The 18,886-nt window shown below is 31.7% G+C and carries 17 protein-coding genes; 8 read left to right on the top strand and 9 right to left on the bottom strand.

All coding sequences use genetic code 11. The features are described from left to right. Positions 1 to 187: 187 nt before the first annotated feature. The 5 genes from ACHZDT_RS23775 to ACHZDT_RS23755 form a co-directional block, all read right to left on the bottom strand. Entirely contained in the window at positions 188 to 610 is a 423-nt protein-coding gene (locus ACHZDT_RS23775; RefSeq protein ID WP_394777182.1) for a transposase, read from the bottom strand. 190 nt (positions 611 to 800) lie between these two features. Then, positions 801 to 1,166, bottom strand: a complete 366-nt coding sequence (locus ACHZDT_RS23770) for a transposase (protein WP_394777180.1) — start codon at positions 1,164 to 1,166, stop codon at positions 801 to 803. Positions 1,167 to 1,599: 433 nt separating this feature from the next. Further along, positions 1,600 to 2,622, bottom strand: a complete 1,023-nt coding sequence (locus tag ACHZDT_RS23765; protein WP_394777181.1) for a proline-specific peptidase family protein — start codon at positions 2,620 to 2,622, stop codon at positions 1,600 to 1,602. Positions 2,623 to 2,672: 50 nt separating this feature from the next. Further along, positions 2,673 to 3,317 carry an endonuclease III domain-containing protein gene (nth, locus tag ACHZDT_RS23760; RefSeq protein ID WP_394777179.1) on the bottom strand — a complete coding sequence of 215 codons (645 nt, stop codon included), beginning with the start codon at positions 3,315 to 3,317 and terminating at the stop codon, positions 2,673 to 2,675. Positions 3,318 to 3,364: 47 nt separating this feature from the next. After that, positions 3,365 to 4,231: an alpha/beta hydrolase family protein gene (locus ACHZDT_RS23755; protein WP_394777178.1), complete on the bottom strand. Its 867-nt coding sequence runs from the start codon at positions 4,229 to 4,231 to the stop codon at positions 3,365 to 3,367. A 140-nt stretch (positions 4,232 to 4,371) separates the two neighbouring features. On the opposite strand from ACHZDT_RS23755, the gene ACHZDT_RS23750 reads away from it, so the two are divergent. The 6 genes from ACHZDT_RS23750 (at position 4,372) to ACHZDT_RS23725 (ending at position 14,027) form a co-directional block, all read left to right on the top strand. After that, positions 4,372 to 5,799 (top strand): glycogen synthase, encoded by a 1,428-nt coding sequence (locus ACHZDT_RS23750; RefSeq protein WP_394777177.1) that lies wholly within the window; start codon positions 4,372 to 4,374, stop codon positions 5,797 to 5,799. After that, positions 5,789 to 7,069, top strand: coding sequence for a glucose-1-phosphate adenylyltransferase (locus tag ACHZDT_RS23745; protein ID WP_394777176.1), 1,281 nt, complete (start codon positions 5,789 to 5,791; stop codon positions 7,067 to 7,069). The genes ACHZDT_RS23750 and ACHZDT_RS23745 overlap by 11 nt, the downstream gene beginning before the upstream one ends. A gap of 77 nt (positions 7,070 to 7,146) precedes the next feature. Further along, positions 7,147 to 9,051 (top strand): 1,4-alpha-glucan branching protein GlgB, encoded by a 1,905-nt coding sequence (glgB, locus tag ACHZDT_RS23740; protein WP_394777175.1) that lies wholly within the window; start codon positions 7,147 to 7,149, stop codon positions 9,049 to 9,051. 201 nt (positions 9,052 to 9,252) lie between these two features. Further along, on the top strand, positions 9,253 to 11,652 hold the full coding sequence (locus ACHZDT_RS23735; protein ID WP_394777174.1) for a glycoside hydrolase family 31 protein: 2,400 nt from the start codon (positions 9,253 to 9,255) through the stop codon (positions 11,650 to 11,652). A gap of 86 nt (positions 11,653 to 11,738) precedes the next feature. Beyond that, complete coding sequence (locus ACHZDT_RS23730) at positions 11,739 to 12,551, top strand: M48 family metallopeptidase (RefSeq protein ID WP_394777173.1); 813 nt, start codon at positions 11,739 to 11,741, stop codon at positions 12,549 to 12,551. A 177-nt stretch (positions 12,552 to 12,728) separates the two neighbouring features. Then, positions 12,729 to 14,027 carry an MFS transporter gene (locus ACHZDT_RS23725; RefSeq protein WP_394777172.1) on the top strand — a complete coding sequence of 433 codons (1,299 nt, stop codon included), beginning with the start codon at positions 12,729 to 12,731 and terminating at the stop codon, positions 14,025 to 14,027. Between the two features lie 89 nt (positions 14,028 to 14,116). Here the strand turns inward: ACHZDT_RS23725 and ACHZDT_RS23720 are convergent, their stop codons facing one another. From ACHZDT_RS23720 to ACHZDT_RS23705, 4 genes are read right to left on the bottom strand one after another with little or no spacing between them, the layout of a single operon-like run. Then, positions 14,117 to 14,851 (bottom strand): head GIN domain-containing protein, encoded by a 735-nt coding sequence (locus tag ACHZDT_RS23720; protein WP_394777171.1) that lies wholly within the window; start codon positions 14,849 to 14,851, stop codon positions 14,117 to 14,119. Between the two features lie 48 nt (positions 14,852 to 14,899). Next, entirely contained in the window at positions 14,900 to 15,961 is a 1,062-nt protein-coding gene (locus ACHZDT_RS23715; RefSeq protein ID WP_394777170.1) for a hypothetical protein, read from the bottom strand. Further along, positions 15,945 to 16,481: an anti-sigma factor gene (locus ACHZDT_RS23710; protein WP_394777169.1), complete on the bottom strand. Its 537-nt coding sequence runs from the start codon at positions 16,479 to 16,481 to the stop codon at positions 15,945 to 15,947. Before ACHZDT_RS23710 ends, ACHZDT_RS23715 begins: the two co-directional genes overlap by 17 nt. Next, entirely contained in the window at positions 16,478 to 17,032 is a 555-nt protein-coding gene (locus tag ACHZDT_RS23705; RefSeq protein ID WP_394777168.1) for an RNA polymerase sigma factor, read from the bottom strand. The genes ACHZDT_RS23710 and ACHZDT_RS23705 overlap by 4 nt, the downstream gene beginning before the upstream one ends. A 171-nt stretch (positions 17,033 to 17,203) precedes the next feature. Here ACHZDT_RS23705 and ACHZDT_RS23700 point away from each other — a divergent pair, with 171 nt between their 5' ends. Together ACHZDT_RS23700 and ACHZDT_RS23695 are read left to right on the top strand one after the other, a co-directional pair. After that, the gene (locus ACHZDT_RS23700; protein WP_394777167.1) at positions 17,204 to 18,214 is read left to right on the top strand and encodes a DUF6252 family protein; all 1,011 of its coding nucleotides are present in this window, start codon (positions 17,204 to 17,206) and stop codon (positions 18,212 to 18,214) included. Between the two features lie 369 nt (positions 18,215 to 18,583). Continuing rightward, positions 18,584 to 18,886 (top strand): LON peptidase substrate-binding domain-containing protein (locus ACHZDT_RS23695; protein WP_394777166.1); only part of this gene is annotated, 303 nt, incomplete at its 3' end.

Below are 18,886 nucleotides of genomic sequence, written 5' to 3'. Positions count from 1 at the left end.
TTTCGATTCCCTGTGTTCTTTTGGTATCGAATTAATCTCTTTTAAATAAAGATGAAGTGTTTCGTCCTCCTTTTTATAAGAAGTAAGTTCAAAATAATCTACTATTATCTCAGGTAGTAATAGCTTCAGGATATCAATAAAAGAATCTTGCATTGGGGAATAATTTGGAAATACAAATATCTATATTTTAATATTTCCCCACAACAATATGTCTTGATCCGAAGTATCGACTCCTGGCAAGTAATTGCTTAAGTGTATCTCCATTTAGAAGAGTTTTACATTCGAAATTTATTTTTGATTTCTTAGCTTTATCGATAGCTTGGTTTTCTTGATCAATAGCTTCCCAACGAAATTTAATTCTGATTTCCTGTAGTGCTTCTGTAGCAAGCTTTTGAACATGGAATCGGTCTGTAACGCGAGTTGCATTAGGAAAACATTTCTTTGCAATTAATCCCATATTACCAGCCATATCCAAAGTGATTTCTTTGACTAGATTTCGTTCTTTAAGAGAGATTTTTTCAATAATTGCAATAACTGTTTCTGCTTTAGTTCCTGCAACCATAGCCACTATAGTGCCTTTTCTCCCTTTTGCAGATTTGTTGGTTAAAATAGTATAGAGCTCACCATTAGAAAGAGATGTTTCGTCTATTGATAGATACTTCCCTATATTTTTCGGAAAAAGAAGCCATTTTTTTGCATGTGCTATTTGATCCCAAACTTTGAAATCACTTAGAAAATCTTTGTATTGACATTGTAAATTCCTACCAGAAACTCCGTAGAAAGAGGCAATGGTATTACAATCATTTGGACTGAAATCTATTGATTTCTTTTAAAAAAGACGCAAACTCCTGAGTTACACGAGTTCCGTCTGCTACTAAATTCCAATCTCTAAAAACTATTTTTCCAGTATCTTCATTAAGCCATCTTCTGCGAGTGATATGGAGATATACCTGATGCCCACGGATAGGAAAATCCTGAACTGTTATTTCTTCAAAAAATCCTTTTGAGCTTAGTTTTGAGTTTCGGTATTCTTTTGGAATCGAGTTGATCTCTCTTAAATACAAGTGAAGAATCTCATCTCCTTTTTTATAAGAAGTCAGTTCAAAGTAGTCTACTAATATTTCTGGCAATAATAACTTAAGAAGATCAACAAAAGAATCCTGCATTTCTATTTAATTTTAAAATACAAATATCTTGATTTTAATATTTCCCCACAACAATATGTATTGATCCGTTTTCATCTTATTAATCAAGATTCTCTACTATACTATTGGTTTTGCAACAAGATTTTCGGAGATTCTTGCTGAAAAATGTTTGTTCTGTGCTAAAACAGAAGTTTTAGGATTTTAAAACACTCTGTATCATAAAGGTTTACTATTTTATGGGTTGATTCTTGTAAAACTGTGTGATAAAACATAGTGTTTACTGCGTTAGGGATATAGGCGATATCCTTTTGCGAAAAATCTAGAATTTCTGCGAAGCAATCCAAAAAAATATTTCGTAAAAGATATAGCCGAAAGCCCGACCCGGAGGGAAACGCACAAAAAATTATTGTAATGTACATTTAATAATTAGTTATTCAGTCATAGCTTTTTGTTCTTAGAATTTTTTATCATTAACATCGTTTACAAATTGAATAACTCCATTCATAAAAACTTGCTGATCATCCCACATGGCAAGATGACTTCCGTTTGGACAATATAAAAATCGCCCTTTTTGAACTAATTTACTTTGTTCTTCCATGGCTTTTGGATCCATTGTATCATATTTTGCTCCAATCATTAGGGTGGGAATTGATATTTCATGTAGACGATTTTTGATATCCCATTTGGCTAAACGTCCACTAATTCCAAATTCGCTTGGTCCTTGCATCATTGTGTAAATTTCTCCATTAACGTGTTTACTGGCGCGATTTAATCCGTCCGGCCATTCTTTTAGTCTGCATAGATGTTCATGATAGAAGTTGGGAATCAAAAGTTCCATGTATCTTGGATTGTTGAAGTCTTTTTTGGCTTCTAATGCTCTAATTTCTGCTAATATTTCTGGCTTCATCTGTTTTGATAGTACTTTTTCGGCATATTGTCCATATTCTGGTGCGCTGGCAACCATATTTGATACAAGAAGTCCTTTTAGATTTTGTTGATATTTTAAAGCATATTCCATTGCAAGAATTCCGCCCCATGAATTTCCTAAGACATAAAAATTAGTATTATCAGCTCCAATAGCTTTACGCACTTGTTCTACTTCTTCAACAAAACGCTCTGTTTTCCATAAACTGCTGTCTTTGGGCTGATCACTATAATATGAGCCAAGTTGATCATATTCGTAGAACTCAAAACCTTCTCGTTGAAAAAATGTTTCAAAGCACTCCATATATTCGTGTGTCATTGCTGGACCTCCATGTAATAATAGTATTTTTATTTTTGGATTATTGCCAAATCGTTTTGTCCATACTTTAAATTCACCTATCGGAGTTTTAATTGGAATCATTTTTACTCCCGCTGATTCTACAGCGTTATTTTTCTCATATGCAAAATAATCTGAAAGGGTTTCTGTTTTGTTTTCTTTTTTACAAGAGATTGTAAGAAAGACAATTAGTAATAGAAGTGAAATCGAACGCATATTATTGGTTGGAGTTAAAATGGTTATATTTTTAATTTTTAGGGTTAACTTTAAATAACGTGAGTTAGATAATATTGACAATCATCTGCAATTGGACATTCTTCGCATTTGGGTTTTGGTCTGCAGGTTTCTCTTCCATGAAATGAAATTACCATTCCAATCTCTGACCAAATAGATTTTGGCAGAACTTGCATTAGTTCTTTTTCGACCTTATTACCATCTTTATTTTCCTTAACAATACCTATTCTTGGTGCAACTCTTATCACATGTAAATCTGTAATAATACCTTCGACAGGTTGATGAGTTTCTCTCATTATAACATTTGCAGATTTTCGACCGAGACCTTTTAAATCGGTTAAACCTTGCATTGTCAATGGAATATCCTCATCTTTTTTGATTGTTTTTGCAATTTCTAAGAGCCATCCTGCTTTTGTGGGGTAATTTCGGACTTTACTGATATATGTCTTAAATGTTTCAATATCTGTTTTAGATAAACTTTTTAAGGTTGGGAATTTTTCAAATAAAGCAGGTGCAATTTTATTGATATTTGCATCAGAATCCTGAGCAGACAAAACGACCATAACCAGTAATTGATAGGTATTCTGATATTCCAAAGGATGTTTTTCTCCTTTGTATTTTTTTAAAATGGGCTTTAATTTAACTGCCCAATTCGATGTTTCTCCAAATAAATCCATCTCAGTTTTCTTTTAAGTTGAATAATAAAAATATGACTATCATAAAGTTAAGTACTTTTAATAAAATCAATGACTTTTTTTATAACATTTTGATTTCCTAAAATTTTTCTGTGTCCCAAACCATTTGTAATGAATAAACTTCCGTGTTGAAGATTTTTATGAATGTTAATTCCGGCTGTTACAGGAACTTCCGGATCATCATTATCATGAATTACTAATACTGGAATTTGAATTTTTTGCGCTGCTTTATAAGCTGAAAAATCATCCATTTTGACTTTATATTTATTCTCAAACTGATCACGTAATCGATCACTAATTTCTCTTTTCAATCCTAATTTGGAAATAAATTCTTCTAAAATATCTTGTACTATATCTCCACTGCCTATAATAATTGCTTTTTCTACTTTCAAGCCATCTTTAATTGCATTGAGAACAGACATTCCACCTAATGAATGTCCAATTGCCATTTTGAATGGACCAGATCGCTTTTCAATTTCTAATATAGAAGCTATAAACTCAGACATTATGGTTGTTTTTCCTTCAGATTTTCCGTGTGCCGGAGCATCAAAACTTACAACTGAATATCCGTTTTGTATAAGTTCATCAGCGATCTTAAATAGTTGAGTTCCACGTCCGGACCATCCGTGAACTAATAAAATTTTGTGTTCACTTTTTCCGTACTCATATGTTATAATACTTTTGTTAATTGAAGGTATATAAATTTTATTTTTAACACTTTTGCGGTCCATTTCAAACTCTCGTTTGGGAACCTTATGTTTTATTGGACTTGTAAAAAGTTTCGCGGCAAATTTAGTAACTAATTTAGTCGAAATAAAAGCGAGTATTTTACTGGATAGTATAATTATGCGTGGAATTTTTAATGATTGAGTAGGATTAGTAGTATTTTTTGACATATCAATAAATTTTTTCTGAAGTCTTAACTTTATTTATTTTTTCCTAAATTTAGGAAACATAAAAGTAGCACATTAATAAATGTATACTATAAAAAAATAATCGACAATTAAGTTTTAATAATTACTACATAAATTTCTACATGGAAATATTTCATATTAGTGCAGAATGTTATCCTATGGCAAAGGTGGGTGGCCTTGCAGATGTTGTAGGAGCTTTACCAAAATATCAAAAAAATGCCGGTAATCAGGTTCGTGTTGTCGTTCCTTGTTATGATACAAAGTTTAAAAATGAGAATGATTTTGAATGTGTTCATTGGGGAAATGTAAAACTGGGTAATTTTGATTTTCCGTTTAGTGTTTTAAAGGAAACAACGGATAAACTTGGGTACGAATTATATCTTATTGAAATTAATGAGTTATTTAATCGTCCCAATATATATGGTTATGAAGATGATATTGAGCGATTTCTATCTTTTCAAATTGCAACTTTAGATTGGATTTTATCACGTAAGACTGTTCCCGATATTATTAATTGTCACGATCATCATACGGGATTGATTCCGTTTTTAGTTAAATACGCTTACAAATATGAAGGTTTAAGAACAATAAAAACTGTTATAACCATTCATAATGGTTTATATCAGGGCTGGTTTGGTTTTGATAAATTGCATTATTTGCCGGAATTTGATTTGTTACATGTTGGCTTTCTTGAATGGGATAATTCATTAAATTCTCTGGCGGTTGGCATAAAATGCGCGCATGCGGTAACTACTGTTTCGCCAAGTTATTTAAATGAGATAAATATCTCAGCTAATGGTTTAGAATCTTTATTTAATTCGGTTCGTGATAAATCAAGAGGGATTTTGAACGGAATTGATTTTGAAGTTTGGAATCCATCAAAAGATCAAATGATTGAAAAGAATTATGATATTGATACTATTGAAACAGGAAAGAAAAAGAACAAAGAAAAACTTTGTGAACAATTTGAATTAGATTCCGCAAAGCCATTATTTAGTTTTATTGGGCGTTTATTTGAGGAAAAAGGCGGCGATTTATTGCCTCAGGCTTCGGCATTGGCATTATCTGAAAATTTTGAAAACATCAATATTTTAATTTTAGGATCTGGAAATGCTGCTATTGAGGAACAATTAATACAGTTGAGAAATGACTACAATGGAAATTACAATGTATTTATTGGTTACAATGAAGAATTAGCACATTTGATTTATGCCGGATCTGATTATATTTTAATGCCATCAAGAGTAGAACCTTGTGGTTTGAATCAGATGTATGCTTTGCGTTACGGTACTGTTCCTATTGTTAGGCGAACGGGCGGATTGCGTGATACGGTAATTGATTTTGGAGATAACGGAAACGGAATTTGCCATGATCAGGCTTCGGTAGGAGATATTTGCTATTCGATAAATCGTGCCGTGAAATTGTACGATGATAAGATAAATTTTAACGAAATAAGAAAAAAAGGAATGGCTATTGACCATTCATGGGAAAGAGTTTGCAAAGAATACATTGACATATACACCTTAATAATTGAGAAAAATGAAATTTAAAAAGAAAAATGTAGTTGCTATTATTTTAGGAGGAGGACAAGGATCGCGTTTGTTCCCGTTAACAGAAACCAGATCAAAACCAGCAGTTCCAATTGGTGGAAAATATAGATTAGTAGATATTCCTATTTCAAATTGTATTAATTCTGATATATTTAAAATATTTGTTTTGACGCAGTTCAACTCAGCGTCTTTAAATGCGCATATTAAAAATACTTTTAACTTTAGTATTTTCAGCCAGTCATTCGTTGATATTTTAGCCGCAGAACAAACTCCGGACAATCCAACGTGGTTTCAGGGAACTGCAGATGCTGTTCGTCAATGTATGTCGCACTTTTTGAAACACGAATTTGATCATGCCTTGATTTTATCAGGAGATCAATTGTATCAAATGGATTTTAACGAAATGCTGGAAGCTCATATTGCAGCAGATGCTGAAATTTCAATTGCAACTTTACCGGTAAATGCTAAAGATGCACCTGAATTCGGAATTCTTAAAACCAATCATGAAAGTTGTGTAGAAGCTTTTATAGAAAAACCAGATGCATCATTGTTGCCTCAATGGGAATCTGAGGTAAGTGAACACATGCAGGAAAAGGGCAAAAAGTATTTGGCTTCGATGGGTATTTATATTTTTAACCGTCAATTGTTAGAAGATTTAATGTCTGATCCTCATACTAAAGATTTTGGAAAAGAAATAATTCCGCACGCTGTTGGAAAACATAAAATCCTGAGTTATCAATATGAAGGATATTGGACAGATATTGGAAATATAGAATCATTTTTTGAAGCTAATATTGGTTTAACAGCCGATATTCCTGAGTTTAATTTGTTTGATAATGATAATAAAATTTTCACAAGACCAAGATTATTACCGCCATCTAAATTTAGAAACTCTATTATTAATCAATCGTTAATTTCTGAAGGATGTATTATTAATGCCAAAGAAATTAAAAGCTCTGTAATTGGTATTCGTTCCAGAATAGGCGCAGGAACTGTTCTTGAAAATTGTTACGTAATGGGGAATGATTTTTATCAGGATCTCGATGAAATGAATCATGAAAGTACCATTAATAAAATTCATGTTGGAATAGGTGAAAACTGTTTTATAACCAATGCTTTAATAGACAAAAATGTTAGAATAGGAAATAATGTTCATATTAACGGAGGAAAACATTTAGAAAATTACACTAACGAATTATATAGCATTAAAGACGGTATTGTAGTTATTAAAAAAGGAGCAGTTCTCTCTGATAACTTTAGAATTGAATAAGATACAAAAATAAATTCCATTAAAAAAAATCCAAATTCCAATACAAAAATCCCAAATTCCAATTAGAAAAAACAAATATGAATAAAGTTATCACGCATTCTCTATTTACTGATTTTGATATTGATTTATTCAAAGCAGGAAAACACTTCAAATTATATGAAAAATTAGGAGCGCATTTAGTTGAAGTTAATGGAGTAAAAGGTGTTTATTTTGCCGTTTGGGCTCCCACAGCTCAATCTGTTTCGGTTGTTGGCGATTTTAATTATTGTACAAAAGGTGAACATTTATTGCAAGTAAGATGGGATTCTTCGGGAATTTGGGAAGGTTTTATTCCGGATGTTACGAAAGGATGCCTTTATAAATATAAAATTGAATCCAGTATTAATGGAATTGTTACTGAAAAAGCAGATCCGTTCTCTTTATATTGTGAAAAACCACCTCACACAGCCTCAGTTGTTTGGGATTTAGATTATAATTGGAAGGATGAAAACTGGATGCAATTTCGTCAGGAAAAAAATGGTTTAGACAAGCCTTATTCGGTTTATGAAGTGCATTTGGGTTCTTGGAAACGTGGTGAAAATAATCGGTTTTTGACTTATTTAGAGCTTGCCGATGATTTGGTAAATTATGTAAAAGAAACTGGTTTTACCCATGTTGAATTTATGCCAATTATGGAATATCCTTATGATCCTTCTTGGGGTTATCAGTTGACAGGATATTTTGCTCCAACTTCCCGCTTTGGGAAACCACAGGATTTTATGGTTTTAGTAGATAAATTACATCAGGCTGGAATTGGAGTAATTTTAGACTGGGTTCCATCTCATTTTCCTGATGACGCACACGGTTTAGGATTCTTTGATGGTTCGCATTTGTATGAACATCCGGATCGCAAAAAAGGATATCATCCGGATTGGAAAAGTCTTGTTTTTAATTACGGACGTAATGAAGTTCGGGCGTTTTTAATTAGTAATGCCGTTTTCTGGCTACAACATTATCATGTTGATGGTTTACGCGTTGATGCCGTTGCTTCGATGTTATATCTTGATTATTCAAGAAAAGAAGGTGAATGGGAACCTAATATTTATGGAGGAAGAGAAAATCTTGACACAATCAGTTTTCTTAAAGAATTTAATGAAGTAATCTATGCTAATTTTGATGGAGTTCAAACTATTGCAGAAGAAAGCACATCTTTTCCTATGGTTTCCAGACCAACTTTTACGGGCGGTTTAGGTTTTGGAATGAAATGGATGATGGGATGGATGCACGATACTTTAAAGTATTTTCAGAAGGAAACAGTTTATCGAAAATACCATCAAAATGATTTGACGTTTTCAATGACTTATGCTTTTACGGAGAATTTTATGCTTCCGTTTTCACATGATGAAGTGGTTTACGGAAAAAAATCTGTTGCCAATAAAATGCCTGGTGATGAATGGCAGAAATTTGCCAATTTAAGATTATTATATGGTTATATGTTTACGCATCCTGGAACCAAATTACTTTTTATGGGTTCTGAGTTTGGGCAAAGCGATGAATGGAATTTTGAAAAAAGTTTAGATTGGCATTTATTACAATATGATTATCATTCGGGAATTAAAAATATTATAGCAGATTTGAATCATCTCTATAAATCACGACCTGCTTTGTATGAAAAACAATTTTCAGGAGAAGGTTTTGAATGGATCAATTATTCAGATCATCAAAATGCGGTTTTATCGTATATCCGAAAAGGAAATAACGCAAATGAAAATGTAATTGTGGTTTGTAATTTCACGCAGATAGTTCGGGAAAATTATAGAATTGGAATTCCGCAAAAAGGCAAATTAGAAGAGATATTTAATAGTGATGCTGTTATTTATGGCGGAAGCGGACTTGGAAACTCTAAACACTTAAAAATCGATGACATACCTTATGATGGCAGAGACTATTCTGTCGAATTAATATTACCACCTTTAAGTGTAACCGTTTTTTCTTTCGTTTAAAAAATTAAGGGCTATTTTTTAAGTATTAATTTATCAATTTATTGTTTTTAAATTATCAAATTGGTTATTTTTTGAGCTGTAATTTGGTACTCATTCAGAAATAACGTTTTCGTGAATAAACTTTATATTGATAGCCGTTTAAACGGTTTTTTTGTATGTTTGGAATAGAGATAATATTCGAATAATTAATTCATTAGCGCTATGATTACAAATACATCATTAGAATACAAGGGCGATTTATATCCATCAAAAATTGTTTCGCATGAACATGAAGGTGATACAATTTTTTTTCATACTGCTAATAAAGTCATCTTAAAAGTTACAATTCTTAGAGATAGTTTAATTCGATTTCGCTTTACTACGAAAGGTTATTTTAGCAATGATTTTTCGTATGCTATTGATAAAACTCAGTTACACGGTTATAATTTTTTAGAACTTACAGAAGAAGAAACTTATTTCCAGATCAGAACCAGCAAAGTAAAATGTAAAATTCAGAAAATAGATCTTCGTTTGTCTATTTATGATTTAAACGATTTTTTAATTCTCGAAGATGAACTAGGTTTTCATTGGGAAGAAAGTTACGAATATGGCGGTAATATTGTAAAAATGAGTAAATCTTCTAAAGATGGAGAATGTTTTTACGGTCTTGGAGACAAAGCCACACAAATGAATTTAAAAGGTAAAAGACTTGAAAATTTTGCTACGGATCAATACGCGTATCAAAAAGAACAAGATCCTTTATATAAGGTTGTTCCGTTTTATATTGGTTTACAAAACAAACAATCTTACGGAATTTTCTTTGACAATACTTTTAGAACTTTTTTTGACTTTTGTCAGGAAAGACGAAACGTTACCAGCTTTTGGGCAGAAGGCGGTGAAATGAATTACTATTTTATCTACGGACCGCAAATGCAGGATGTAGTTACAACTTATACAGATTTAACGGGTAAACCTGAATTACCGCCGCTTTGGGTTCTAGGATATCATCAATGTAAATGGAGTTATTATCCTGAAAGTAAAGTAAAAGAAATCACTTCAAAATTTAGAGAACTAAAAATTCCTTGCGATGCCATTTATCTGGATATCGATTATATGGAAGGTTTTCGATGTTTTACATGGAATAAAGATTATTTTCCAGATCCAAAAAGAATGGTTGCAGAATTAGCCGAAGACGGTTTTAAAACTATCGTAATCATTGATCCCGGAATTAAAATTGATAAAGATTATTGGGTTTATCAGGAAGCTTTAGAAAAAGATTATTTCTGCAAAAGAGCCGATGGACCGTATATGAAAGGAAAAGTCTGGCCAGGTGAATGTAATTTTCCTGATTATACAAATCCCGCAGTCAGAGAATGGTGGGCAGGATTATTTAAAGAATTAATTTCAGATATTGGTGTTAAAGGAGTTTGGAATGATATGAACGAACCAGCTGTTATGGAGGTTCCTAATAAAACTTTCCCGATGGATGTTCGCCACGTTTACGACGGAAATCCTTGCAGTCATAGAAAAGCACATAATATTTACGGCACGCAAATGGCAAGAGCGACTTATCATGGTGTAAAGCGATTTACATATCCTAAGCGTCCTTTTGTAATTACAAGATCAGCTTATTCCGGAGCGCAACGTTATACATCATCATGGACGGGAGATAACGTAGCAACCTGGGAACATTTATGGCTTGCTAATATTCAGGTACAAAGAATGAGTATTTCCGGAATGGGATTTACAGGTTCTGATATTGGTGGTTTTGCTGAACAGCCAACAGGCGAATTATACGCAAGATGGATTCAGTTAGGTGTTTTTCATCCGTTTTGCAGAACGCATTCTTCAGGAGATCACGGCAATCAGGAACCTTGGGCTTTTGATGAAGAAGTAATTAATATCACCAGAAAATTTGTGAGTCTTCGTTATCAGTTATTACCTTATTTATATACGATGTTCTGGCAATATATTGAAGAGGGAATCCCGATGTTAAAACCATTGGTTTATTATGATCAGGACGACACACAAACACATTATCGTAACGATGAATTCATCTTTGGAAATCAAATATTAGTCTGCCCAATACTTGAACCTAATGCTGTAGGTAGACGCACGTATATTCCAAGAGGTGAATGGTATAACTACTGGACAAATGAATTTACAACCGGCGGAAGAGAAGTATGGATTGATACTAAATTTGATGAGATTCCTGTTTTTATAAAAGCGGGTGCGATAATTCCAAAATACCCAGTTCAGCAATATGTGGGTGAACTTGAATTTGATGAATTAACGCTGGATATATACTTTAAAAATGGTAAAGAAAAATCAGTAGTTTATGAAGATGCTCAGGATGGTTATGATTATAAAAAAGGACGTTACAGCTTTTTATCTTTTAGAACCATTGGTAAGGAAAAAGAACTTATTGTTCAACTTCATAAAGAAGGAAAATACGATACACCATATACAAAGTATAAAATCAACTTAATTGGATTGCCTTTTAAAGTTACAGAAATTGAAATTGACAACGAGAAAATAGCTTTTGACAGAATTTCTTTTGAAGAAAATAATTTCTTAATTGTTGATAAAGAGTTTAATGAACTTCATATCATTGGCGAATAAGTAAATTCTGATATTATTTCAAAGAATTATGTAAAATATAGAATATTATTAATTGTATTTTTGTGAGTGTTAAAAATATAAAAATCATGAAAAAACATTTAGTATTAGGAATTTTTACGGCTATTTTAATAGGTGGTTGTGCAACAAATCCTGTTACAGGAAAGAAAAACCTAAATTTCGTTTCAAACAGTGAATTGTTTCCTTCGTCTTTTCAACAATATAGCACTTTCATAGCCGAAAATAAGGTAATAACAGGAACTGCAGATGCAAAAAAGGTAGAAGCAGTAGGATCAAGAATTAAAACAGCAGCCGAGAAATATTTGACTTATTTAGGTCAGGCGCAATATTTAAGTGATTATCGCTGGGAATATAAATTGGTAGACAATAAAGAAGTAAATGCATGGTGTATGCCAGGCGGTAAAATCGTAGTGTATTCAGGAATTTTGCCTGTTACTCAGGACGAAGCCGGTTTAGCAACTGTAATGGGGCACGAAGTTTCGCATGCATTAGCAAATCACGGTGCACAAAGAATGAGTGCGGCACAATTACAGCAAATTGGCGGAGCAGCTTTAGGAGCAGCAACAAGCGGAAAATCAGAATCTACTCAACAAATTTTTGCTCAGGCTTACGGACTTGGTTCTGAAGTAGGAGTAATGCTTCCGTTTAGCAGAAGCAATGAAACCGAAGCTGATAAAATAGGATTAACACTTATGGCAATTGCAGGATATAATCCAAATGATGCAATTTCGTTTTGGACAAGAATGTCGGCTAAATCAGGAGCGGCAGGAACACCGGAATTTATGAGTACGCACCAATCAGATGCTTCAAGAATTGCAAATTTAAAAGCATTAATTCCAGAAGCAAAAGCTACGGCATTAAAAGTAGGCGTAATCAGATAAAATAAAATATTGAATTATTCAGTAATAATTATAAGCTATTCTAAATTTAGGGTAGCTTTTTTTATGTAAAATAACGGTTTGAAAAGTTTATAATTTATTAATATACGATTTGTCAATTTTCTATTTGATTATCATAAAAAAGAGATAAATTCGTAGCCTGTTAACAAAACCATTTCTATGAAAGATTTACAAAAAGGGGATAAAAAATTATTAAACGCATGGGCATTTTACGATTGGGCAAATTCGGTTTATCCGTTAGTTATTTCATCGGCGGTTTTCCCAATTTTTTATGAAGCATTATTCTCAAAAAGAGATCATTATATAGATGCTTTCGGAATGAATCTTAAAAATTCAGCTTTAATCAGTTTTATTACCGCTGCTGCTTTTTTAGTAGTTGCTTTTATTTCTCCATTATTATCAGGTATTGCTGATTATGTTGGAAATAAAAAATCATTTATGAAATTCTTTTGCTATATGGGCGCGTTGTCCTGTATGGGTTTATATTGGTTTAACCTCGAAAATATATACGTCGGCTTACTTTTCTATTTTTTAGGATTAATTGGTTTTTGGGGAAGTTTGGTTTTTTACAATTCGTATTTACCGGACATCGCTTTTCCTGAACAGCAGGATAAATTAAGTGCCAAAGGATATTCACTGGGATATGTAGGAAGTGTTATTTTAATGGTCGTTAATCTTGTAATGATTAAGGGCGCCGAAGGTGGTGAAGCTAAAATGGCAGCGATGCGATATTCCTTTTTAATGGTTGGGATCTGGTGGATCGTTTTTAGTCAATACACTTATTATTATTTACCAAAAGGGAATAATAACAAGAACCAAAAAGTAACCAAAGATGTTATTTTTAATGGTTTTACAGAATTAAAGAAAGTTTGGAAATTACTGGAGCAAAATATTTCCTTAAAGCGATATTTAGGCAGTTTTTTCGTTTATAGTATGGCAGTTCAAACTGTTATGATTGTTGCAACATATTTTGGAGCACAAGAAATTAAATGGAGTTCTGAGAGTGAAAGTACTACAGGATTAATTACGTGTATATTGTTAATACAATTAGTAGCAATTGTAGGTGCTTTTTTAACATCTCGTGCCTCTGCCAAATTCGGAAATATTCCCACATTAATTGTTATCAATTGTATCTGGGTTGTTCTTTGTATTATGGCTTACTTCATCACATTACCCATTCATTTTTATATAATGGCGACTTTAATAGGTTTTGTAATGGGAGGAATTCAGGCATTATCACGTTCTACATATTCTAAATTATTACCTGAAACAGAAGATACTGCATCTTTTTTTAGTTTTTATGATGTTTCAGAAAAAATAGGAATCGTAATAGGAATGTGTGTTTACGGAATAATTGATCAAATTACAGGAAGTCCAAGATTTGCAATTGTAATTTTAGCTTTATTTTTTGCTGTTGGAGTAATATTGTTACGCAGAATACCAAAAAAGGCACTTTAAATTAATAAAGTGCCTTTTCTAGGATTTAAGTTGTCATAGAGTTTGACGAACTTGATAATTTGATTGATGACAGTTTTTTTTCTGATAAATTATGCTTTTGAAATATTTCCTGAACCAGAGACTTTTACATCTCTTTTTTCAGGACTTCCCGTATATTTGATGTCTCCTGAACCCGAAACTCTTGCTACTAGATTTTCATTACAATTTACGCGGCTATTTCCTGAACCTGTAACGTTTACATCAACGTTTTTAGTTTTTAAATTTACCGCATCAATATTTCCTGATCCTGAAAGTTTAGTGGTAAAATTATCTGTATTTCCTTTTAAATGTGCATTTCCTGAACCACTTAGATTTAATTCTAAATTAGTAGTATCCAATGCTAAAATAAAGTTACCGGAACCGGCTAATTTTGCCAGAAATTTATCGTTTTTGATCGGATCTATTGATTTAATATTTCCTGAACCTGAAAGATTTAATTCTGATATTTTCTCAAACGGAATTGTAACCTGAATTTTTTTACCTAAACTTGGTCGGATGTAGCTGCCTTTTTGAGTGTAAATTTTTAAGATATTATCTTCGACTTCCACTTTTACAGAAGACACTAAATTTTCTTCGCCTTTGATAATGATTTTTCCCTCTTTTCCTGCTACTAAATCTACATCAAAAGAGCCGGATATTTTTATTGCGTCATAATCTGCAGTTGTTCTTGTGTCTGTTATAACTTTCCCATTTCCTGTGATTTTCTCATTTGATGACCATTGCGCATTCGCGATAGAGCTTACTAAAAATGCGCTGCAAACTAATAATTGAATTGATTTTTTCATTGTTTTGATTGATTTATGATGTTACTATTTTTGATTGATTTTGATGATTTATTGCTTTTTGATAAGTATTACATTTCCATAATTAGAATTTACAATTACCTTATTTTGACCTTTTTTCTTATTATAACCACTTATTTTTTTAGAGGTGCTTTTGCTTTCACTAACCGAAACATCTAATGAATTATCGTTTTTAATGCTTCCGTATTTTGTATTAATATCAAAGTCAAAAGCAAAATTTGTATTATATCCTAACGATACGTTCGTATAACCAGTATTGATATTTACGTTTTTTGATTTTTCGTTTAGCGATTCTACATTTATTTTAGAATAAGTAGCATCAATATTAAGGTTGCTTGAAATCTCTGCAATAGATATTGTTACATAATTACTGCTGCCAACGAGTGAATTTATTTTTTGAAATTTAAATGTGCCATAATTCCCTTTGCATTTAATATTTTGACCTTCCTGCAATGAAACATCAGTATAATTAGCATCAAGATTTAAATTTCCGGCTTCATTTATTTTTATTCCTGAATAACGCGCTTCAATGTTTCCGCTTTTAATGTAATCAATACTAGAGTTTTGACTGTAGCCAATTTCGATTCTGTTATTATCGCCATTAAGTTTTCCTAATATAATTTTACCGTATTTACAGGCAATATCAGTAGTTGATTCCAGGTTGAATGTGGTAATATTTCCGTATCTGTTATTCAGTTTTACGCTTCCGTTTTTCGGAATTTTTATCACATAATTAATTTCGAAACTATTACTGCTTCCTTTGCTTTTTAATGAAGAATTTCCAATGTTAGTAACCGCAGAAACTAACGATTTCAGGGCAGTAATATTGATGTCAATGCTATTTAATTTTTCATTTACCCAATCTTCATTTCCTCCCGCAACTTTAATTGTAATATCAAGATCAATTTTATCTTCATCCCAGGTACTTACCGTAATATTGCCATATTTATTGTCAATATCTATTCCTGCACTCGAATTAACGATATACGTTTTTTTTATGTTTTTTTGTTTTGAAACAAAGGTATCATCATTTGAAAACCCCAAAAAAGGAATCAAAAGCAATAGGATTAATATATTATAATGTTTTTTCATTAGTAGTGTTTTTAAATTTTTCGTTTTCTTCAATTCGCTGTAAAACCGTTTGTAAAAATGAAATTCGGGTTTGCAGATTGCTAATCATAGCATAAATAATTTGTTTGTTCTCACCGTTTTTTTGAACTTCTTTCAATATTTTCTCATAATCGGCATCAAAAACCTTCATTTGTTTTAATGCATCATTTATAATTTGCTGATTTTCCGGTGAACTTTTTTCTTTTAATTTAACTAGCTCATTATCAATTAAAATACTAAAAATAGAATCTGTTCTTTTCGTTTCTTTTGATGCAAATTTAAATTCCTTTGGCTTTTCGATAGTATTATAAAACAGCGATACGCCAAGCAATAAAACAATTGAAGCAGCAATTGCCCAAACAGCATAATTCTTTTTCTTCGGCTGTTTTTTATTTAATTTGTTTAAGAAATCAACTTGATGATCAGCGTTCATTCTCTTTATATCCCACTGATTCTCAAATTTTTCAAATAATTGATCTATACCGTCATTTTCCTTTTTCATATTTTCTCTAATTTTTTTCGTAAACTTTCCTTTGCTCTGCTTAACGTAGTTCTACAATTGGCATAACTAATATTCAAAATTTCGCTAATCTCTTCCTGATCATAACCTTCAATATAAAAGAGCGTCAAAACCATCCGGTAATTATCTTTTAAGTTTAAAATTGTATCAAGAACTTGTTTCACTTTAAGCGAATTCAAATCTATATTTTCAGAAAAAAAACTGTCATTTTCTTCTATTTTATACAATGTTTTGCTCAAATCCTCGACTTGAAAGGCATTATTCTTTTTATAAAAATCAATACTGTAATTGATGATTATTTTTTTTAACCACGCTCCAAAAGCTACTTCCTGTTTATAGTCGCTAATTTTTGTAAAAGCCTTAAGAAAACCTTCCTGCATGACGTCTTGTGCAAAATGTTCATCTTTAACAATACGGTACGCCACATTGTACATTGCTTTACAATAACGATTGTAAACTTCGAATTGAGCCTTTTGGTTGTTCTCTTTACAAAGCGTGATTAATTCTTCGATATTTTGGTTTGTTATACTCAAGTAATGGTTGCTAGTTTTTTATAATGACCTTGCTTTTTTTGATTTGTTACAGTTTTGATAAAAATAAATGTATTTTTTTTGATTATATCTGTAATTAAGTTTTAAAAATAAATATGTAAGATTTTTATTTCAATTAATTAGATATATATTTGCTGATTAAAATAAATAAGTATGAAAAAAATTAGTGTTTTATTTCTTTTGTTTTTAGCGTTAGGAATCTCTTTTACTTCCTGTACTAAAGACTTTGAAAACGGATTGGATTATAGTGGTATTGATAATGAAAATGTAAAAGAACCTATCATAGAAGTTGAACCTGAAGTCAAACCTGTTGTTGAATCAGGGAAATTGCAAGTAGATTTTGATGGAAATACCTTTGTTTCTACTACCGTTCAGGCAATAGTAACAAATGACTACATCTCAATTATAGCATTAAGATCACCAAAAGGAGATTTTATTACGCTTACTATACCTTCTAATAAAACAGGAACTTATACTTGGAAAAGTGTAAGTGCCGGAAACGGAATTGGAGTTTTGGGATTATCTTATACTCTGCCATCTGATGGGTATAGTGCTTTTATATCTGACTTAGGTGATAATGATTCAGACTTTTTTGGTCAGGATTATAAAGATACAGCGAGTATAACTATTACATCTATAAATACAACGACAAAAAAAATATCGGGAACTTTTCAATTTACAGGAGGAAGATTTCATTCTATTAATAAATTTGAAACCAAAATTTTCACAAAAGGCTCTTTTGCAGATATTACTTTTACACCAGATATTCCTGTTATAAATGATAATACTTTTTCTGTAAAGCTAGATGGAACAAATTTTATACCTACTTCTGTAATTGCTTTATATTCCTCTCTTGGAAAAATAAGCAATATTAGTATAAGTGGTATTAGAGATGGTGTTGAAACTATTGCAATAATTCTACCGGGTAATGTTAAAGCAGGTACATATGATATTAAAGCTTTAGGGACAGATTATAATATAATGTACACTAAAAGTTTAAATCCAATGGACGGATTTAGTGGCAAATCCGGCATTATTACAGTGTTGAGTCACGATATCGCTAAAAAAACAATCACAGGAACATTTAATGCTTCACTTTGGTCGCCTTTATCAACTGAAACTCCTCAAGTAAGTGAGGGAGCCTTTAGTATTACATATAAATAGAAATTTTTGATTTGATTAAAATCCGCCTTGAGCCGATTTTTGTATAGATACTAATTAGTTTGAAAAATGAAATCAGGAACTACAATAGTACTTTAAAATCATATATTTTTAAAAATAAATTGGCTAATTAGCTGTTTTAGAACCCGAAAGTAATTTCGGGTTTTTGTATGTGTCATTACAAAAGGGAAATTCAAAAGCTTTTATAAATTCTTTCAAAAGTTCTTTTTGCTTTTGGCATAATGATTGTCTATTTTTACCGCCTATCTTATAAATGAAACACTTAGTGTAGTTTTGTTAAAAAGCACTATACCTGAGGTTAGATTTGAAGTTAGAATTAAAATTTAATGACAAAACGACTTATATATTATTATGTCAGACCATAAAATACTTACCATTGACAATCTGTCACTTCAAGAATTTGATTCAGAAGCAGAATTGATTCCATTATTAACTCCTGAAGACGAAGAGGAAATGAACAATGAAGAGCTTCCGCTTTCGTTACCTATTTTACCTTTACGCAATACTGTTTTATTTCCTGGAGTTGTCATTCCAATTTCTGCGGGTAGAGATAAATCTATCAAATTAATAAACGATGCTAATGCTGGCGGAAAAATCATTGGAGTAGTTTCTCAAATTAATGAAGAAGATGAAGATCCGTCGAAAGATGATATT

This window comes from Flavobacterium sp. (assembly GCF_043722275.1).
Lineage (GTDB): Bacteria > Bacteroidota > Bacteroidia > Flavobacteriales > Flavobacteriaceae > Flavobacterium.
This window is presented reverse-complemented; position numbering and strand designations above follow the sequence as displayed.